General features: G+C 44.7%; 19 protein-coding genes. 12 read left to right on the top strand and 7 right to left on the bottom strand.

The annotated features are described in order from the left end of the window. Positions 1-3: 3 nt before the first annotated feature. From HCZ42_RS00435 to HCZ42_RS00400, 8 genes are all read left to right on the top strand, one after another. A complete protein-coding gene (locus HCZ42_RS00435) occupies positions 4-375 on the top strand; it encodes a MarR family transcriptional regulator (RefSeq protein ID WP_167418827.1) in 372 nt (123 codons plus the stop codon). 392 nt (positions 376-767) lie between these two features. Next, the gene (locus HCZ42_RS00430) at positions 768-1,868 is read left to right on the top strand and encodes a TRAP transporter substrate-binding protein (protein WP_053408475.1); all 1,101 of its coding nucleotides are present in this window, start codon (positions 768-770) and stop codon (positions 1,866-1,868) included. A gap of 114 nt (positions 1,869-1,982) precedes the next feature. Further along, positions 1,983-2,522: a TRAP transporter small permease subunit gene (locus HCZ42_RS00425; protein WP_167418826.1), complete on the top strand. Its 540-nt coding sequence runs from the start codon at positions 1,983-1,985 to the stop codon at positions 2,520-2,522. A gap of 9 nt (positions 2,523-2,531) precedes the next feature. Further along, positions 2,532-3,815, top strand: coding sequence for a TRAP transporter large permease (locus tag HCZ42_RS00420; protein ID WP_167418825.1), 1,284 nt, complete (start codon positions 2,532-2,534; stop codon positions 3,813-3,815). An 89-nt stretch (positions 3,816-3,904) separates the two neighbouring features. Next, positions 3,905-5,260, top strand: a complete 1,356-nt coding sequence (locus HCZ42_RS00415) for a cache domain-containing protein (protein WP_167418824.1) — start codon at positions 3,905-3,907, stop codon at positions 5,258-5,260. Further along, a complete protein-coding gene (locus HCZ42_RS00410; protein WP_167418823.1) occupies positions 5,253-5,891 on the top strand; it encodes a response regulator transcription factor in 639 nt (212 codons plus the stop codon). Before HCZ42_RS00415 ends, HCZ42_RS00410 begins: the two co-directional genes overlap by 8 nt. 56 nt (positions 5,892-5,947) lie before the next feature. Continuing rightward, complete coding sequence (locus HCZ42_RS00405; RefSeq protein ID WP_167418822.1) at positions 5,948-6,286, top strand: DOPA 4,5-dioxygenase family protein; 339 nt, start codon at positions 5,948-5,950, stop codon at positions 6,284-6,286. Between the two features lie 104 nt (positions 6,287-6,390). Further along, on the top strand, positions 6,391-6,993 hold the full coding sequence (locus tag HCZ42_RS00400; RefSeq protein ID WP_167418821.1) for a 2OG-Fe(II) oxygenase: 603 nt from the start codon (positions 6,391-6,393) through the stop codon (positions 6,991-6,993). A 47-nt stretch (positions 6,994-7,040) separates the two neighbouring features. Here the strand turns inward: HCZ42_RS00400 and HCZ42_RS00395 are convergent, their stop codons facing one another. After that, on the bottom strand, positions 7,041-7,907 hold the full coding sequence (locus HCZ42_RS00395; RefSeq protein ID WP_167418820.1) for a patatin-like phospholipase family protein: 867 nt from the start codon (positions 7,905-7,907) through the stop codon (positions 7,041-7,043). 210 nt (positions 7,908-8,117) lie between these two features. Here HCZ42_RS00395 and HCZ42_RS00390 point away from each other — a divergent pair, with 210 nt between their 5' ends. The 3 genes from HCZ42_RS00390 (at position 8,118) to HCZ42_RS00380 (ending at position 10,901) form a co-directional block, all read left to right on the top strand. After that, positions 8,118-8,594: a Dps family protein gene (locus tag HCZ42_RS00390; protein ID WP_167418819.1), complete on the top strand. Its 477-nt coding sequence runs from the start codon at positions 8,118-8,120 to the stop codon at positions 8,592-8,594. 83 nt (positions 8,595-8,677) lie between these two features. Next, positions 8,678-8,899 (top strand): hypothetical protein, encoded by a 222-nt coding sequence (locus HCZ42_RS00385; protein WP_053408484.1) that lies wholly within the window; start codon positions 8,678-8,680, stop codon positions 8,897-8,899. Positions 8,900-9,488: 589 nt separating this feature from the next. After that, the gene (locus HCZ42_RS00380; protein WP_167418818.1) at positions 9,489-10,901 is read left to right on the top strand and encodes a basic amino acid/polyamine antiporter; all 1,413 of its coding nucleotides are present in this window, start codon (positions 9,489-9,491) and stop codon (positions 10,899-10,901) included. 42 nt (positions 10,902-10,943) lie between these two features. On the opposite strand, the gene rarD is transcribed toward HCZ42_RS00380, so the two are convergent. Further along, a complete protein-coding gene (rarD, locus tag HCZ42_RS00375) occupies positions 10,944-11,834 on the bottom strand; it encodes an EamA family transporter RarD (RefSeq protein ID WP_167418817.1) in 891 nt (296 codons plus the stop codon). Positions 11,835-12,106: 272 nt separating this feature from the next. Between rarD and HCZ42_RS00370 the strand changes: the two genes are divergently transcribed. After that, the gene (locus tag HCZ42_RS00370) at positions 12,107-12,472 is read left to right on the top strand and encodes a PilZ domain-containing protein (RefSeq protein WP_167418816.1); all 366 of its coding nucleotides are present in this window, start codon (positions 12,107-12,109) and stop codon (positions 12,470-12,472) included. Positions 12,473-12,542: 70 nt separating this feature from the next. On the opposite strand, the gene HCZ42_RS00365 is transcribed toward HCZ42_RS00370, so the two are convergent. The 5 genes from HCZ42_RS00365 to HCZ42_RS00345 all read right to left on the bottom strand — a co-directional run bounded on the left by HCZ42_RS00365 (position 12,543) and on the right by HCZ42_RS00345 (position 17,487). Beyond that, entirely contained in the window at positions 12,543-14,177 is a 1,635-nt protein-coding gene (locus HCZ42_RS00365; RefSeq protein WP_167418815.1) for a methyl-accepting chemotaxis protein, read from the bottom strand. Positions 14,178-14,582: 405 nt separating this feature from the next. Continuing rightward, a complete protein-coding gene (rplY, locus tag HCZ42_RS00360) occupies positions 14,583-14,861 on the bottom strand; it encodes a 50S ribosomal protein L25 (RefSeq protein ID WP_167418814.1) in 279 nt (92 codons plus the stop codon). Positions 14,862-15,140: 279 nt separating this feature from the next. Beyond that, entirely contained in the window at positions 15,141-16,487 is a 1,347-nt protein-coding gene (locus HCZ42_RS00355; RefSeq protein WP_167418813.1) for an ATP-binding protein, read from the bottom strand. Further along, positions 16,477-17,136 carry a response regulator transcription factor gene (locus HCZ42_RS00350; RefSeq protein WP_167418812.1) on the bottom strand — a complete coding sequence of 220 codons (660 nt, stop codon included), beginning with the start codon at positions 17,134-17,136 and terminating at the stop codon, positions 16,477-16,479. The genes HCZ42_RS00355 and HCZ42_RS00350 overlap by 11 nt, the downstream gene beginning before the upstream one ends. 12 nt (positions 17,137-17,148) lie before the next feature. After that, the gene (locus HCZ42_RS00345; RefSeq protein WP_254868865.1) at positions 17,149-17,487 is read right to left on the bottom strand and encodes a PepSY domain-containing protein; all 339 of its coding nucleotides are present in this window, start codon (positions 17,485-17,487) and stop codon (positions 17,149-17,151) included. Positions 17,488-17,599 lie beyond the last annotated feature (112 nt).

Genomic DNA, 17,599 nt, shown 5'->3' with positions numbered 1-17,599 from the left:
TCGATGAGACTTGCTCATAAGCGTAAAGTGCAGATGAAACTGCAAAAACGCATTAAAGCGACAGTTGCAAATGTAGAAGCAACAAAGAAAGCTAAGCCTGTAGTTGAGAAAAAAGTAGCTGTAGCGCCAGCAGCGGAGAAAGTTGTAGTAGCGAAAGCAACTGACGTTGCTTTAACGCCAAAACAGCAACAAGTTCTTGATATCGTTTTAGCAAACGCTGAAGGTATCAACCCTAAAGGTATCGGCCTAGCTGCTGGTCAAGAAGACGCAAAAGCAGCTTCATGGGCAACAGGTGCTCTTAAAAAACTTCTAGAAGAAAACCTAGTAGTGAAAGAGCAGCTAGCGGGCAACAAAGTTATTTACAAAGCCATTTAAGTTCCGCGAAATCCTGATTGAATCAATCAGTAGATAGCTTTAGAAAGCCTCGACTTGTTCGGGGCTTTTTTGAACGCAAAATCTGAGCAATTAATTTTATATCTATCACATTTATTACAATTCTAATACAAGCCTACTATCGAAAAGTAACTAAGTATTTTTCACTCTTTAAGTAAATATCCTAACTCTTAACTCAATGATTAATAAAGCTATATGAGTTTTGTCTCAATTTATATTACGTAGTTATACGTAAGGCTTTGGTCGAATGAGTCAAATTTATGTAAACATTGTTCCGTGTTCTCGCTGATTTTTTCTTGGCGGCGCCTGTTTCATTCTGTATGCGAAACAGAAGCTACCTATTGAAGGTATGTCGTTAAACAAAGGACGTGAACATGAGTCTAATCAAGCAATCTTTGAAACGTGTATTGAAAGGAACCGCGATGGCAGCTGCGTTAGCTGTTATGGCGACATCTGCGAATGCGGCAGAAAAAGTTTACCGCCTAAAACTGGCGGAAACATGGGGACCAAACTTTCCAGTATTTGGTGACGCAACCAAGAATATGGCGGCAATGGCTGAGAAAATGTCGAACGGTCGACTACAGATCCGTATTGACTCAGCAAACAAACACAAAGCGCCGCTTGGCGTTTTTGATATGGTGAAATCTGGTCAGTACGACATGGGCCACTCAGGTTCGTACTACTGGAAAGGCAAAGTGCCAAACACGCTTTACTTTACTTCTATGCCTTTCGGTATGACACCCGCAGAGCAATACGCGTGGTTCTATCACGGTGGTGGTATGGAGCTGATGGAGAAAGTTTACTCTCCACATAACCTGCTTTCTTTCCCTGGTGGTAACACCGACGTTCAGATGGGTGGCTGGTTCCAAAAAGAAATCAATACAGTTGAAGACCTTCAAGGTCTGAAGATGCGTATTCCGGGTTTTGCGGGTGAAATCTTAGCGGAGCTAGGCGCGAAACCTACCAACATTGCACCGGGTGAACTGTACACCTCGCTAGAGCGCCGCACTATCGACGCACTAGAGTGGGTGGGTCCGTCACTTGACCTGCGTATGGGTTTCCACAAAATCGCACCTTATTACTACACAGGCTGGCATGAGCCAGGTTCAGAGCTGCAATTCCTAGTGAACAAACGCACTTGGCAGCGTCTACCTGAAGACCTACGTGAAATTCTACGCGTAGCAATGCGTACAGCAGCTTACGATATGTACACTCAAGCAACGCATGAAAGCGGTAAGAACTGGGCTTCTATCAAAACAGAATACCCAAATGTTCAGGTAAAAGACTTCCCACCAGCAGTAATGCAAGCAATGCGTGACGCAAACGCTCGTCTACTAGCAAAACACGCAGCGGAAGACGAATTGGCGAAAGAGATTCAAAAATCTCAAGCTGACTACCTAAAACAAGTGCGTGCATGGACGGATATCTCACACCGTGCTTACTTGAACAACCAAGCTGCACAAGAAACTAAATAATAATTAAATTAATCCCTTCGTAGTGACAATGTCACGTAGTGGGGAAGCTCAAGAAAACTCAATATAACGCCACTCAATTGAGTGGCGTACATCAAGAATTCCATGGAGTAGGGAATGAGAAGTCTGATTTATATCGAGCGATTGTTTAATCGTTTTGGCGACTTTCTAGGGTGGTTGTCCAGCATATTGTTTATTTTGCTGCTCGCAAACGTTGTGTATGACGTAGTGATGCGATACGCGTTTAACGATGTGTCAATTGCGTTCCAAGAGATGGAATGGCATTTGTTCTCAGCCGTATTTTTACTTGGTGTCCCTTATGCGATTAAAGCGGGTGGACACGTGCGAGTTGATTTGTTCTATGAAAGGCTGTCACACAAGGCCCAAGCCGTGATCGATTTGCTTGGCACACTCTTTTTCCTATTCCCATTTTGTTTGTTGGTCGCGTGGTACGGCATCGACTTTGCGAAAGAAAGCTACGCATTAGGTGAAACTTCTGGCGATCCGGGTGGTTTACCTTACCGTTGGATCATCAAGGCTATGATTCCTCTTTCCTTCTTCTTTATGGCGATCAGCGGCATCGGTTTATTACTGCATTCGCTCAATAAAATCGTCAATCCCCATTTGATACACGCCAATAACGGCGAGCAGAAGTAGGAGCAAATCATGGTCGGTATAGTAATGTTTTTCGTCGCCTTGTTTGCTTTGCTACTTGGCTTTCCGGTTGCGTTTACCTTTGGTGGTATTGCGCTGATATTTGGTGTTTGGGCAGAAGGTTTTGATATGTTTGCCTTTATGCCATATCGCATTCAATCCATCATGGAGAACACGGTGTTAATGGCAGTGCCGCTGTTTGTCTTCATGGGTTTGGTGCTACAAAAAACACGTCTTGCAGAACAGTTGCTTGAATCGATGGGCAAGTTGTTTGGTGGCGTGCACGGTGGTATCGCGATCTCTACGGTGTTGGTTGGCGCGTTGCTTGCGGCATCTACAGGCGTTGTCGGTGCATCCGTGGTTGCCATGGGGCTTATCTCTTTGCCAGTGATGTTGAAGTACAACTACGATAAAGGCTTAGCGTGTGGCACCATTTGTGCGTCTGGTACTTTAGGACAAATAATCCCGCCGTCAATCGTATTGATCTTACTTGGTGATGTACTGGGCGTGCCAGTTGGTGATCTGTTCCAAGCCGCAGTGTGGCCAGGTCTGGTTCTAGTTGGTGCGTACGTGGTTTACATTCTTATCTACGCAAAAATGAACCCAGAAGCGGCTCAACCTATTCCAAGTGATGGTTTGGTCAGCCGTAAAGAAGAAGTGATTACTGCTCTGAAAGCGGTGATTCCACCGCTGGCGTTGATCGTTGTGGTATTGGGTTCCATCTTTGCGGGCGTCGCCACACCAACCGAATCTGCCGCGTTAGGTGGTGCTGGTGCGATTGTTCTAGCACTTCTGTATAAGCAATTTAGCTGGAAGATGGTTTACGATGCGTCTAAAGAGACCGTCAAAGTGACCGCGATGGTATTTGCGATTCTGCTGGGTGCGACGGCATTCTCAATGGCGTTTACCTACACGGGTGGTGACTACTTGGTTGAAGAGTGGATGCTTCAACTGCCGGGCGACAAATGGGGCTTTTTGATTGTCACCATGTTGGTTATCTTGGTGTTGGGTTTCTTTATCGACTTCGTTGAAATCTGTTTCATCATCGTACCAATTCTTGCACCTATCGCAGAGATTATGGGCATCAACATGACTTGGTTCGCGATTCTGATTGCGATGAACTTACAGACTTCGTTCCTCACGCCACCATTTGGTTTTAGCTTGTTCTACCTTAAAGGTGTTGCGCCACAAGGCGTGACGACCAGAGACATCTACCGCGGAGTGATGCCGTTTATCGCCATCCAGATATTGGTACTCGCTAGCTTGCTGATATTCCCAGGATTTTATGGAATGTGACCAGTTAATTACAGTTAATTAGCAACTATTGATATAGTGAAGCTGCTTGTCGAAAGATAAGCAGCTTTTGTTGTATTAAAGGGAATGAAATGCATCTACAAGCGAAACTCATACTATTGAGCTTATTGCCGTTATTGCTGGTGACTGCGATCACCAGCTGGATATCTATCTACCAAACTCAGGCGTTAGGTGAGAACGAAGTCAAGCTATTCAAGGAAGGGTTGATTCAATCGAAAGAGACCGCACTGAAAGACCGTGTTGAGCTGGTGATTGGCGCAATTTCTCATATCTATAACGATCCGAGCTTGCCGCAAGACGTCGCGCAGCAGCAAGTGAAAGAGATCGTCGATAGCTTGCGCTTTGGCAAAGATGGTTACTTCTTTGTTTACGATGAGAGCGGCACAAACCTTGTCCACCCGATTATCCCTGAGCTAATCGGACAAAACTTATTGAGTCTGCAGGATGAAAACGGTGATTTTCTGATTGAAGCTTTGCTGTATCAGGCGCAGAGCGGCGGTGGTTTTCATAGCTACTTATGGCAAAAACCCTCAACAGGCGAAAACGTTCCTAAGCTCAGTTACGCTGCTTGGCTCGACAAATGGAAGTGGATGATCGGTACTGGTCTTTACATGGAAGATGTATCGACCGAGGTTGCCAAGTTGCAGTCAGAAATAAATCAAAACATCGAAACCACATTTTTTACTGTGGTTGTGATTGTGATTGTCACGGTAGCGGTGATCGTGGTGATCACCTTAGCGGTTAATTTACACGAACACAGGCTCGCAGACCGTAGCCTGAAAGAATTGGCGCATAAAACGGTGATGTTTCAAGAAGACGAGAAAAAACATCTCGCTCGGGAACTGCATGACGGAATCAACCAACTGCTGGTTTCAAGCAAGTGTCACTTGGACTTACTCAGCAGTAAAATTGAGCAGCCTGAGCTGCAAAAATACTTATCGAAATCGCAGCACTCTTTGATGACCGCGATTAATGAAGTGCGCAATATCTCGCATCAATTGCGTCCAAGTGCGCTAGACGATATTGGTCTGGAAGCGGCAATGAACAGCTTACTTCAAGACTATAAAGCGCACTCGGGCGTAGAAATTGAAACGTCGTTGTCTACTGAGCCTGGACGTTTGCATTCAGAGGCCGCGACAACCTTATATCGTGTGGCTCAGGAATCGCTCACTAACATTGAGAAACATTCCAATGCGACAAAAGTGAGTGTCATCTTGCAGCAGATGGGTAATATGTTGCAGTTAATTATTCGTGACGATGGCGTCGGCTTTGACGTCAATAGCGCGATGCGAAAAGGCGGAATCGGGTTACGCAATATGCGTGAGCGAGTAGAGTTTATTGGTGGTGACTTCGAAATCGAGAGTGAACCTGGGTTTGGAACGGAAATAACCGTGTTGTTGCAATTGGATGGATTGGTTTATGGATAGAACAATTCGCGTGGTCATTGCAGATGATCACCAAGTAGTTTTGGATGGATTTATTGCGCGGTTGCAAATGGAGTCGGGTATTGAAGTCATCGGCACGGCAAGTAACGGCTTGGAAGCGATTAACGTCGTAAGGGAGTTACAGCCAGACGTTGTATTGATGGACGTAAGCATGCCAGTAATGAACGGCATAAAAGCCACCAGTGTAATTCGTGAAGAAAACCCGAGTGCAAAAGTATTGATGCTGACCATGCATGATAACCGCGAATACATTATGAAAGTAATGCAGGTGGGCGCGGTCGGTTACATGCTAAAAGAAATCAGCGCGGAAAAAATGGTTCAGGCGATCAAAACGGTCAACCAAGGTTCAACGTACTTTTGTGAGTCAGTGACGCAAACGCTATTTTCTCAGGAAGTGACGCCGGCAGCGCAAAAACCGAATCCGTTGAGTCGTCGAGAAGAGGCTGTACTCAAGCTAGTTGCCCAAGGCAACAGCAGTAAGAAAGTCGCCTCGCTATTGAATATCAGTTATCGCACCGTCGAAACTCACCGTCAAAACATCAAACACAAATTGGATTTACACAGCACGGCGGAATTAGCCAAATACGCAGTGGAAAAAGGGCTAGTGAGTTAGGCGAGAATGAGAATTAATGTTAGTATGGCCTCGTTTTCTTCTATGCAACTAAGACAATGAAATATCCAGTCAATCAACACCAAGACTACCATGCTCACATTTACTTTGATGAGCAAACTCGCGATTTCTCTTTTGAGCTACGTGAGCGAATTCAGAGTGAACTCGGCTTCGCTGTGGGCAATTTTCACCAGAAGTTGGTAGGGCCACATCTGCGTTGGAGCTTTGCCATCGAGTTCAAACAAGAACAATTTGACCTGCTGATCCCTTGGCTCGATAAAGCGCGAGCAGACCTGTCTGTACTTGTTCATGCCGTTACCGATGACGACTACAAAGATCACACCGATTATGCCTACTGGCTGGGTTCTGAAGTTGAGTTAAACCTGACTCGGCTGTAGTGCTATTAGCATTATTAATCGTAATGACAAATAGGCTGATTTGATACGATAGGTGAGAGTTCTGTATAAGGCTTGTTTAAAGTTATTCTGGACTCTCCCTACTAATGAACCAGCTTATTGATGCTCTTTTTACCCACGGATACTACGTCTGGGACAACTTTTTAACCCCAGATGAAGTCGCTGAGTTGAGAGAACATCTGCCAAGTGAATGGAACAAAGCTCGTATTGGTCGTAGTGAAGAAGCCATTCGAGAAGCTTCTATTCGTAGCGATAAAATCCAATGGTTAGAGCCGACCATGGGCAAGTCAGTCGAGTCTTTCTTAGACCGAATGGAAGAAATACGACTGGAGACAAATCGCCATTTTTTCTTGGGCTTGTTTGAGTTTGAAGCACACTTTGCCAAATACGAACAAGGCGATTTTTACCAAAAGCACCTCGATAGTTTTCAACATAACCGCAACCGTAGGCTGACAATCGTTTTCTACCTAAATGATGATTGGCAGGAAAGCGATGGCGGTGAGTTAGTGGTTTACGATCTCGACGACAACTTACTAACCAAGATCTCTCCGCAAGCAGGGCGTTTAGCGGTGTTCTTTTCAGAACAGTTTCCCCATGAAGTTCTGCCAGCGAACAGAAAGCGTTACAGCATTGCAGGGTGGTTTCGTGTAAACGGCGTTACCGAAAACCACCTAGATATCGCCAACTGATTCAATGAAAAGCTCACCAGTAAGCACGCTGGTGAGCTTGTTATTGTTTAGACACAGAAATGGCAGTTTTCTTCGTTGAGACCAAATTGACCTCTGCGAATCGCTAGGTGGGCCTGACCTTCTTCCAACCCCATCTGATAACCCTTATCCAAAATCGTTTTGTTCATTGTCAGGCGTTTCACGTCAAAGTCCTCGCTAGGTGCAATCACTCGAATGGCTGCATCGGCTGGTGGATTACGAATAAACTGCAACGATTGATTGTAATTCTCGGCGCGGTTTTTCATCGCCTCTGCAATTTTCGGATGTTTCGCTAGCAAGCGTTCCAACAGCCAAGAATGGCGCGTTTTTGGCATCTCATAGCTCAGCGGGTGAGACAAAACCACCGTAATGTCACGTGCTCCTCGGCGATAAGCTTCAATGACCGGAATCGAATCCGCAACGCCGCCATCGGTGTAGCATCCGCCGGAGAAACAAGGAGTGCGTTTGTAAACTAATGGCAGCGCACTGGTTGCTTCAATCACATCGCTAAGGTTGTGGCGGTTCACGCTGTAGTAGTCTGCTTTACCGGTTTCGACATTCGTTGCTACCGCAAGCATTGGTGGACTTTGCTGGAATGCTTGTTCATCAATCGGATATTGGCGTTGAGACTCGGATACCAACCACTTTACATCGACTAAGTTGCCGCCTTTAAGGAAGCGTTTTGGATTAAAAAAGGCGCTGTCAGTGGCGAGCGTCGTAATAACATCGTAGCTGCGCTTGTGTTGCTTTGAGAGATAGCCAATCAGATTCGAAGCGCCTGCTGAAACGCCCACTGTAAAGTCAAAAGGGTAATAATCTTGCTGAATAAAGGTGTCTAGTACGCCCGCTGCAAATATGCCGCGCATTGCGCCGCCTTCTACTACTAGTGCTTTCATTTGTTCTCATTCGTATCTGTTTTTTTTATAGCGTACTGAACTCGTTGAACTCATGATAATCGGTTGTATTAATCGTTGAGATAGGTGTTACCTTAAATAAATAACGCCTATCAAATTGATAGTTTTAATCGGATTTAACTATTTATCTGCCCACGTTAAATTAATCCCACAGACACAAAAGATGTTAACGAAAATCTGAGGGCAAAGATTATGACGACACATGTAAACCTAATTGGCTTGAACCAAAATGACGCACAACAACTGGCAAATGAGTTGAACCATCTACTTGCACATTACCAAGTGTTGTACATGAATACTCGTGGCTATCACTGGAACATCAAAGGTCAGGCATTCTTTGAGCTACACGCTAAATTTGAAGAAATTTATACCGATCTCCAGGTTAAGATTGATGAACTTGCAGAGCGAATCCTGACGCTTGGCTTTACACCAGATCATAGTTTTAGCCAGTACCTTGAAGGCAGTTCAATCCTAGAACATCGCAACGCAACCCAAGGTATTGACTGCGTACGTGGTCTGGTTAGCGGATTCAGCACTTTGCTTGTTAAGCAGCGCAGTATTCTTGAGCGTGCCAGTGAAGCCAACGATGAGGGTACAGCAGCTTTGATGGGTGATTACATCCGTGAACAAGAAAAGTTGATGTGGATGCTTAACGCTTATCTTCAATAAGTAGCTGTATGGACATACAGAAAACTTGACGAATTGGTTTGAGTAACTATACTGTTTATATAAACAGGTAAAGGAGGTAGCATATGATATGGGAAACCATTGAACGCGTTAACCGCCTACGTCAAAAGGCGTTGTCAGACCCGGAGTTTATTCAATCGGCGAAAGCCCATGAAAGGGCGATAAAAGACCAAGAAGACGGTTATGTCGCCCAGAATAAACGTGGTAAGAAAGCCAAAGCGAAGTCTCTGGCTGATATTTATAAACAGGTCGATTTTTCAGAGCAACCTGATGATCGCCATCATTGATTCTTGCAACGTAACTTACCTTATCAACGACTAACAAACACAATTCTTAAAACGATAAAAAGCAGCCACGGTGGCTGCTTTTTTTGTATTTATTCTGCTAGAAAATCAGGCAAAAAAAGGACCACTTTAAAAGCCCGATATGCAAAGCATTGGCCAAGGCTTGAAAGTGGTCTCACCACAGGAAGTAATTTTTACTCAGTATCTTCTTGGGAGAAGATAAACTTAGTGTAGACCACTTTTCGAGCATGCACTGGATGAGACGAAGGAAGCTTGGATAAATGTCATCTTCATTAGGATAAAAAGTCACTAATCCTCAATAATTGTAAGTTTAATTTGTGTGGTAATTTAGTTGTTTTTTGGTGAAATATCCCACAATTATGAATTTATGCGGCAGTTATTTGCTATTTAGTTTTATTTTATTGGAGCGAAATTATTATAATGCCGCCCGAGGTTTGATCGGTAACAATGAAAGTTAGGTTTTCTCGCCGATCTCTGAGATATAGCTCACATGAGCTCTGCCTGTTGCATTGGTTTCAGCGTAAAATGCGTCTCCTAAAATATAGAAAACCTGGTACACCGGATAATTATAATGGATAACAAATTAGGTCTTAGCTCTCTGACCGCGATCGTCATTGGTTCGATGATTGGCGCAGGGGTTTTTAGCTTACCGCAAAACATGGCTTCTGTTGCGAGCCCAGCTGCGGTGATGATTGGCTGGACAATCACCGGCATTGGGATGATCTTTCTGGCGCTTTCTTTCCAAAAATTGGCGTTTCACCGCCCTGAAGTCGATAGTGGGGTATTCGGCTATGCAAAAGAGGGGTTTGGTGATTTCGTCGGATTCTGTTCGGCGTGGGGATATTGGCTCAGTGCTATGCTCGCAAACGTCTCTTACTTGGTGATCGTATTCAGCACTTTGGGGATGCTTTTCGATACACCAGACTCTGTGTTATTTGGTCAAGGTAATACTTGGATCTCGATTGCTGGCGCGTCTTGTCTATTGTGGATGGTGCATGCGTTGGTGTTACGAGGGGTGCAAACCGCAGCGCTGATCAACATGGTGACGACGTTTGCTAAGTTAATCCCGCTGTTAATCTTTGTCATATGTACCTTTATTGCGTTTCGTTGGGACACCTTTACGCTCGACTTTACTGGTTTGCATTTCGGCGAAGAGCACGATTTGCTGTCACAAGTTAAGAGCACCATGCTGATTACGGTATGGGTATTTATTGGTATTGAAGGCGCTGTGGTGGTATCAAGTCGCGCTCGCGACCGCAAAGATATCGGCCGAGCGACAATTCTTGGTCTGCTGACAGCACTTGCGATTTATGTCTTTGTCACATTGTTATCGATGGGTGTTATTAAGCCAACCGAACTTGCGGAGTTCCAAAACCCGTCGATGGCAAAAGTGTTGACGCATATTCTTGGTCCATGGGGGCAGTACATCATTAGTGTTGGCCTATTGATTTCTGTATGCGGCGCTTTCTTAAGCTGGACAGTCCTTGCTGCGGAAGCGCCTTACCTGTGCGCCAAGGAAAAGATGTTTCCTAAGGCCTACGGTAAACTCAATGCGGCAGGAAGCCCGGTTAAAGCGCTTACATTGACCAACATCTGGATTCAGGTATCGCTTATCGTGGTGATGTTTGCGGGGAGCACTTACGACACCTTGTTAGTTATTGCATCGGAAATGATCTTAGTGCCGTATTTCCTCGTTGGGGCGTTTGTACTGAAAATCGCTTTGCAAGAAAGAAACCGTGGCAGCTTGTTGATGATCGGCTTAGGTGCAGCTGTTTATGGTGTTTGGCTGCTTTACGCGTCTGGTCTGAATTACCTGATGTTATCGGCAATCTTGTATGTACCTGGCTTGTACTTTTACATCCAAGCGAAGAAAGAGCTGGGCATTAATCCGTTCCAAGGGAAAGAGCGGTTAGGGGCTTGCGCTCTTAGCTTAGTCGCTGTTGTGGCTGTTGGAATGCTGTGGAATGGAATGCTCGCGGTATAGAATAATAAAATCCCCTCACATGAGGGGATTTTTTATATCGCGTCACAGCCGTTTTAATGCATAGCGATTACGTGATGTTTCTAAAATCGTTAGCAGTAACCCAATCCATATCAATCCAAAGCTGATGGCTTTGACTTCATCAAACATTTCATTAAATAGAAAAATCGCCAACAGAAACTGAATGGATGGTTCGATATATTGCATCAAGCCAACGGTCGACATGCTGGTTAATCGAATCGCAATCGAATAGAACACTAACGGAATTAACGTTGCTGGCGCCGCGCCCATATACAATAACAGCGTATTTAGATCCGCTTGAACGATAACACTACCAACCGTGAGCTCTTTAAATAGCAAATACCCAATCGCAAAGGGAGCAAGCAGCAACGCTTCCATAAATAAGCAAGTACTCCAGCTGTAGGCGATCTTTTTCTTGCACAAACCATAGAGTGAAAAGAATATCGCCATGATCAAAGCAATAAACGGCATTTCACCATATTGAATGATTTGGTAACTCAAGCCGATGGTCGCGAGCGTTAAGGCGATTTTCTTTCCGGGTGACAAGATTTCACCAAATACCATCACACCTAGTGCGCACATCATCAAAGGAGTAATAAAGAACCCTAAGCTCGCATCAATGACGCGGTTGTGGGTAAGTGCCCAGATGAACGCTGTCCATGAAAGTGACATCACCACCGTACCTATAAACGTCAGCTTTAACGAACGTTTATCCGCCCAAGCTTCTTTCAAGTTAGGTAACTTGCGAGTGACTGCCAAACAGATCAATAGGCAGCAGGGAATTGATGCGAGTAGGCGAACTGGCAAGAGTTCATCCATCGCCGCATTCGGTAAAAACTGGTAATAGAGAGGCAGGATTCCCCAGAGAAAAAAGGAGAGTGCAGCCATCCAATTGCCTAGACGTTGCTCAGACATAAGTGCATCACATTGAATGGAAATTGAACGAAATTTACGTGCTATGATTAGCAAAGTAAAGTGTTTTACGTCGCATAAGTGCTTTTCTAGCTTCGCCTTTATATCAATTATTTCAGTGCGAAGTTATTTAGCTGGAAAATATCGACATATTTATCTATATTCAGCCGTTAAACTGTTATTAAAGAGCAATAATCTAAGCCCGCTTTGTAGCTTGAAACCATGAAGGTTTGTTTTTTAGATTGTTCAAGGCTTATGATTAAAAGGAGTAACTCATGAGCGCAGTAGAACAACGACGCGAATTCTACCGCCTAAAATATCCTAGACGAGCGATGCCAAGCGTTCGTTTTTCTCAAGAGAGGTTCCGTGTTAGCGAATTGTCTGAGGGTGGAATGCGCATCGTTATGAACGGTTTCACCAAATTGCAGGTCGGAACTGAGATGAAAGGATTGTTGTCACTACATAACGGCTGTGAAATTGCCGTTGAAGGAACCGTGTTGAGGTTTGCTGGTGAAGAAGTAGTGATTCAATTTGATAAAGGTCCATCGTTTAAACATATGGTGGATGAACAACGTAATATTCGTAATAACTATCCGATTTACTTTGAACGTGTCCGCAGCGGGATATATGACTCGAATTAACTAGCTAGCACGATAGTGAAATAAACAAAACCCACCATTCGGTGGGTTTTTTCATTTCTGGTGATAGGTTTTAAACTTTGAATTGGGCGACCAATCTATCTAAGTTTTCACACTGTTCAGACAGCGCCTGACACGCACTTTCAGAATGATTGACCATTTCGACCATTTGCTTGCTGTTGTCGAGAATACGCGTCACGTTGTTGTTTACTTCTTCACTCACGCTATTTTGTTCGCTTGCTGCAGTAGCAATGTGGGTATTCATTTCATTCATTTTAGCGATAGACGCCATGATCTCTTTCAGTGAATCTGAGGCGCTTCCTGCCGTTACAATTGTCTGCTGTCCGCTTTCTTTACTCGCTTCCATGACAGTGACGGCTTCACGTGCACCTTCCTGAAGCTTCTCAATCATCGTCTGAATCTCGCCGGTGCTTTCTTGAGTGCGGCCTGCTAATGAACGTACTTCGTCAGCAACTACCGCGAATCCTCGACCTTGCTCGCCTGCACGAGCGGCTTCGATCGCTGCGTTAAGTGCCAGAAGGTTGGTTTGGTCAGCAATACCGCGAATCACATCAAGGATAGAAGCGATGTTACCAACGTCTGTGTCTAGGTTGTGAATGACGACGCTTGCGTTATCGATCTCTTGAGCGAGTGTCTCAATTGAGTTCACAGTACTGTTAAGCACTAGACCTGTGTTAGAAGCCTCGTCGTTTGCATTAGTACTTGCGAGAGCTGCTTCCTCAGCGCTAGAAGCAACGCTTTCGCTGGTCGCTTGCATTTCATTGACGGCTGTTGCGACCATTTCACTTTCTTGTTGCTGATGACCAGAGAAATCCGCGACAGATTGTGTGAGCGACTTAATGTTCTCCATCTCTGCGCGTACCGCGTTAGAGGAGACGATCACTTGGCTCACTGTGGAATGGATTCGCTCTACAAACTGGTTAAATGCTTTCGATAGCTGACCTAATTCATCTGTACTTTGTACTTCAATACGCTGTGATAGGTCGCCATCACCTGTTGCGATGTCTTTCATGGCGCTATTGATGCGGTTAATTGGGCTGAGGATCAGTTTATTAGAAACCCAGAACGAGAAACCTACCAACACCACTGCGATCAGTGCACTTAGCTCAAGCACCAACTTACTCGATTCAATAGAAGAAGCGGATTCTTCGCGCAGCGTAAGTTGCAACTGTTCTACTTGCTCACGAATGGTAGTGAGTTGTTCGCGGATGATGCGGAACTCGTTATCTAACTTCTCGCGGTTTTGTTCATAGTATGAAATAGCCTGAGATGGGTTTTCAAACATCGGCTCGTAGAGTTTTACCCATGCGGTGGTGGCAGCTGCGATTTTATCAATTTCTCGTTGCTGCTCAGGGGAAAGGTGTCCCGCTTCCACCAGTACGCTGGCTTTACTCAATCGGGGGACTGCTTTGTAGGCATTGTCCTTAAATTCTTCAATGTTGTAGTCAATGTCAGCCTGGGTCTTAGCTAACATCACTCCCTGTGCCGCGGTAATGACTTGATAGAGGTCTCGATAACCATCTTCCAAGCTATCCATCACGGGTTGTACTTCATTGTTTAGCTGATCGTTAAGAGATTCTTGGCGGTCAGCTTGAATCACGTTGAGGGTGGTTGTGCTGGCAATCACCGTAGCGAGTAGCACAATAGGTAGAGCAAGCTTATGTTTTATTTTAAGGCTATTTAGCATAGTGCATCCTAAACAATTGATTTTAATCAAAAATTATTACAGGTTTATTATAAGGGAATGTGCTTAGTTACTTATTGCAGCTTGCTATATAGCGTATTTATTATCAAGTGTGTCGTATGGTAAAAATAAAATTATATGAGTCATTATTGTCACAATTGTTGATAATTTAGACGAACATCCAACTTGGGGAGAGGCGCAGAGATTATTTTTGCTTAAAAAATAGCCAAAAATCAGGGTGTTGGAGATTGGAAAGAGGAAATGAGTTTTCGAATGACCAGAAAGGTGAAACCCCAGAGGTGGTAAGTCTCTGGGGTTTCGAATTTTTTAGAAGTCTCGGATGGTAAGGCCGATATTCTTAATATGCAAAAGGCTAGGATTTAATCCGAATAATTCCTTGGTAGGGAATTAGATGCGGATGAAGTCCATGTGCTCAACTTTTGGCTTGTAAGCGTGACGTTGAACGTCTTGTGGCTTAACTTTTACTTCAGCGCCGTCGATTACTAGAACGATACCTTCGTAGAACTCAGGCTTGTCCATTTGGTTAACAACGTCGTCGTGGTTAAGAACGATTGATACTGGCGCTTCTGAACCACCGTAAACGATAGCAGGGAAATTACCAGTGTGACGTAGGCGGCGGCTCGCACCTTTACCTAGTTCAGTACGTACTACTGCTTCAAATTTCATAGTATTACTCTCAAATATGAATAAATTAACTTCACATCCAGCAATGCGACCTTGCCAGAATGTATATAACGCTTTACGAGTAATTGGTAGTAACTCATAAAACGAGCGCGGATACTAACACTGTCTTGGCTTTCGGGCAATAGATAATAGTGTTAAGCGACTATCTTTTGATTAAATCTATTCAATTAGTTAGCGAATTTAACATCGCCCATGATCCCTGCGGTTATATTTCATTCGTTTGAACGAAATTCAGCTATCAACCAGAGAGAATCGATCCGGCTATGCTTGCGGTTTTTGGAACGACAAACTGGCTTTCAAGCCGCCTAATGCGCTTCTGGATAAAGAGAGCTCGCCACGGTAGCTGTGCGCAACTTCACTGACAATATTTAACCCTAATCCGCTGCCTGGAGTCGTTTCGTCTAATCTAACGCCTCTGCGCGTCACTTGTTGGAGTTTGTCATCGGGAATGCCTGGTCCATCATCTTCGATGGCAATAGCGATGCGTCCGTTGTCTAACTGTTCGGCATGTACGCGAATGATACTGCTCGACCACTTGTAAGCGTTTTCCAATAAGTTGCCGACCATCTCGTCAAAGTCAGTGTTTTCGACAGCAATTTCAATCTCTGAGTCAAGCTCGTTAATCAGTGTGACCTCACGTGAAGCATACACTTTGTCGAACGCCATCGAGATTGCGTCTATCCTTTCGCTCGGTTTGGTTTTAACCGCTAGGATGTGTTTTGCTCCCGCCATTCTGGTGCGCCCAAGGTGATAATCTATTTGATTTTGGATTTGGTTTATCGGCTCTTGGAACCGTTGTTTGATCTGTTCATCGTCTAGTGTAGAAATTTCATTGCGAATCACAGACAGTGGCGTTTTTAGTGCGTGGGATAGATTGCCTGAGTGGTTTCGTGCCCGTTCAAGCAACTCTTGATAGTGAAAGAGCAGGGCATTGAGGTCATCGACCACAGGTGCGACTTCTCTTGGGTATTCGTTATCGAGTCTTTCTTTGTCACCAGCGCGCATTTGCGATAACTCCTTGCGCATTTTTGACAATGGGCTAAGCGACCACAGAATCTGGATCATAATGATAAACAGAATGCCGAAGTAGAGCAGTGCTAAGATCACCCACAGCTGATTCATTAATTTGGACACGGTGGTTTTTATCGGTTGCTCATCAATGCCAACCAGTATTTTGATTGGACCATCGTAATCAGGAAAATAGAGCGAGGTTTCGAGCAGAATGAGGTGTTCTGATTTCGCACCGAGCGGTTTCTTCTCGAGTGACGTATACGTTATGCGCTGGTCCCATAAAGAACGTGAGCGTAGTAAGTCATTCGCAGTTTCTACTGACCAGTATAGGCCGCTATAAGGTTGATAAAAGCGTGGGTCGGCGAGTTGTGCACTAAGGTGAAGTTGGCCTTTTTCATTGACATCAATTGCCGCCGATAACTCGTCTAAATACAAAGAGAGCTGCTCTTTAGTGTCATCGACCATGTAACTGTAAACTTGCTGAGGGACGGTAATGCCCGCGGCGATGATCATTGCGGTCAACCAGACCACAGCCGCTAATACTAAGCGACTGCGTAAGCTTAAACGTTTTAGTAAATGACGTTTACTATTCGGCATTCAGTTGGTATCCCAAGCCTCGAACCGTTTTGATCACTTTTGGGGCGATTTTCTTGCGAATACGGCCAATAAACACCTCGATGGTATTAGAGTCGCGGTCGAAATCCTGTTTGTAGATATGTTCGACCAGTTCAGTGCGCGAAATGACCTTTTCAGGGTTGTGCATAAAGTACGCGACGACTTTGTACTCCAACGCGGTTAAGCTGATGGGATTACCTTGCCACATCACTTTTGAACTGCGCGTGTCTAGGCTTAGATTGCCGATTTGAATTATCGGCGAAGCATTACCGGATGCGCGTCGCAGCTGAGCGCGTATGCGCGCGATCAGTTCAACCATCTCGAACGGTTTCGTTTGGTAATCGTCGGCACCCGCATTAAGGCCTTCGACACGCTGCGTTAAGCCATCACGCGCACTTAAGATGATTACTGGTGTGTTAATGTTTTCGTCACGGATGCTTTTCAGTACCGTCAAGCCATCCAGCTTTGGCAACCCCAAATCCAGTACAATCGCATCCCATTCTTCTGATGTTGCACGGTAGAGTGCGTCAATGCCATCCTGAGAAAGCTCAGGTACCCAGCCTGTTTGTTCTAATGCTTCAATGATCTGTTCGCCCAAGCGTGGCTCGTCTTCAACAACCAGTATTTTCATATTCTTTGTCTTCTATTTCTTGAGGGCTTTAGTGAAGTTTCGACCTTTAATTTCCAGCATTTCGAAGGTCTGCGCGTTATATTCCACTTTGATGATGTTGTTATTGTGGTTGAGCTTGAGTTCGTAAACCCAAATACCGTCGTCTTCTTCAAGCTCTACTTCAATAATACGCCCGTGCAGATCTCGTTCAACCGCTGCATACATTTCTGAGAATGGACGAATGTCGCCTTTTTTTACCGCTTGATAGACTTCGTCTTGATCTTCATCGAACTCAATTTCTGTGCCTGGCTTATAAACGTCTTGCACCAACGCGTGCCCGTTTTTCTGAGCAAGCGCTGGTTGCAGAGGCATCAAAGCCGTTGCAGTTGAAAGGCATAAAATAAACGCTGGTTTGAGCATGACTTTCCCCAAGTTGAACCAATTAATCTCTATATTACTAACGTTATCTGAACACTAAGTGAAT

Origin of the sequence: Vibrio hepatarius (assembly GCF_011806575.1) — a bacterium.
Lineage (GTDB): Bacteria > Pseudomonadota > Gammaproteobacteria > Enterobacterales > Vibrionaceae > Vibrio > Vibrio hepatarius_A.
This window is presented reverse-complemented; position numbering and strand designations above follow the sequence as displayed.

What these genes read in the sequence shown, in the direction of transcription:
- rplY (WP_167418814.1), bottom strand. Translation starts at nt 14,861, where the DNA reads ATGAAATTTGAAGCAGTAGTACGTACTGAACTAGGTAAAGGTGCGAGC.
- HCZ42_RS00380 (WP_167418818.1), top strand. Translation starts at nt 9,489, where the DNA reads ATGGATAACAAATTAGGTCTTAGCTCTCTGACCGCGATCGTCATTGGT.
- HCZ42_RS00405 (WP_167418822.1), top strand. Translation starts at nt 5,948, where the DNA reads ATGAAATATCCAGTCAATCAACACCAAGACTACCATGCTCACATTTAC.
- HCZ42_RS00390 (WP_167418819.1), top strand. Translation starts at nt 8,118, where the DNA reads ATGACGACACATGTAAACCTAATTGGCTTGAACCAAAATGACGCACAA.
- HCZ42_RS00395 (WP_167418820.1), bottom strand. Translation starts at nt 7,907, where the DNA reads ATGAAAGCACTAGTAGTAGAAGGCGGCGCAATGCGCGGCATATTTGCA.
- HCZ42_RS00425 (WP_167418826.1), top strand. Translation starts at nt 1,983, where the DNA reads ATGAGAAGTCTGATTTATATCGAGCGATTGTTTAATCGTTTTGGCGAC.
- HCZ42_RS00370 (WP_167418816.1), top strand. Translation starts at nt 12,107, where the DNA reads ATGAGCGCAGTAGAACAACGACGCGAATTCTACCGCCTAAAATATCCT.
- HCZ42_RS00345 (WP_254868865.1), bottom strand. Translation starts at nt 17,487, where the DNA reads ATGCCTCTGCAACCAGCGCTTGCTCAGAAAAACGGGCACGCGTTGGTG.
- HCZ42_RS00400 (WP_167418821.1), top strand. Translation starts at nt 6,391, where the DNA reads ATGAACCAGCTTATTGATGCTCTTTTTACCCACGGATACTACGTCTGG.
- HCZ42_RS00420 (WP_167418825.1), top strand. Translation starts at nt 2,532, where the DNA reads ATGGTCGGTATAGTAATGTTTTTCGTCGCCTTGTTTGCTTTGCTACTT.
- HCZ42_RS00355 (WP_167418813.1), bottom strand. Translation starts at nt 16,487, where the DNA reads ATGCCGAATAGTAAACGTCATTTACTAAAACGTTTAAGCTTACGCAGT.
- HCZ42_RS00385 (WP_053408484.1), top strand. Translation starts at nt 8,678, where the DNA reads ATGATATGGGAAACCATTGAACGCGTTAACCGCCTACGTCAAAAGGCG.
- HCZ42_RS00435 (WP_167418827.1), top strand. Translation starts at nt 4, where the DNA reads ATGAGACTTGCTCATAAGCGTAAAGTGCAGATGAAACTGCAAAAACGC.
- HCZ42_RS00430 (WP_053408475.1), top strand. Translation starts at nt 768, where the DNA reads ATGAGTCTAATCAAGCAATCTTTGAAACGTGTATTGAAAGGAACCGCG.
- HCZ42_RS00350 (WP_167418812.1), bottom strand. Translation starts at nt 17,136, where the DNA reads ATGAAAATACTGGTTGTTGAAGACGAGCCACGCTTGGGCGAACAGATC.
- rarD (WP_167418817.1), bottom strand. Translation starts at nt 11,834, where the DNA reads ATGTCTGAGCAACGTCTAGGCAATTGGATGGCTGCACTCTCCTTTTTT.
- HCZ42_RS00365 (WP_167418815.1), bottom strand. Translation starts at nt 14,177, where the DNA reads ATGCTAAATAGCCTTAAAATAAAACATAAGCTTGCTCTACCTATTGTG.
- HCZ42_RS00410 (WP_167418823.1), top strand. Translation starts at nt 5,253, where the DNA reads ATGGATAGAACAATTCGCGTGGTCATTGCAGATGATCACCAAGTAGTT.
- HCZ42_RS00415 (WP_167418824.1), top strand. Translation starts at nt 3,905, where the DNA reads ATGCATCTACAAGCGAAACTCATACTATTGAGCTTATTGCCGTTATTG.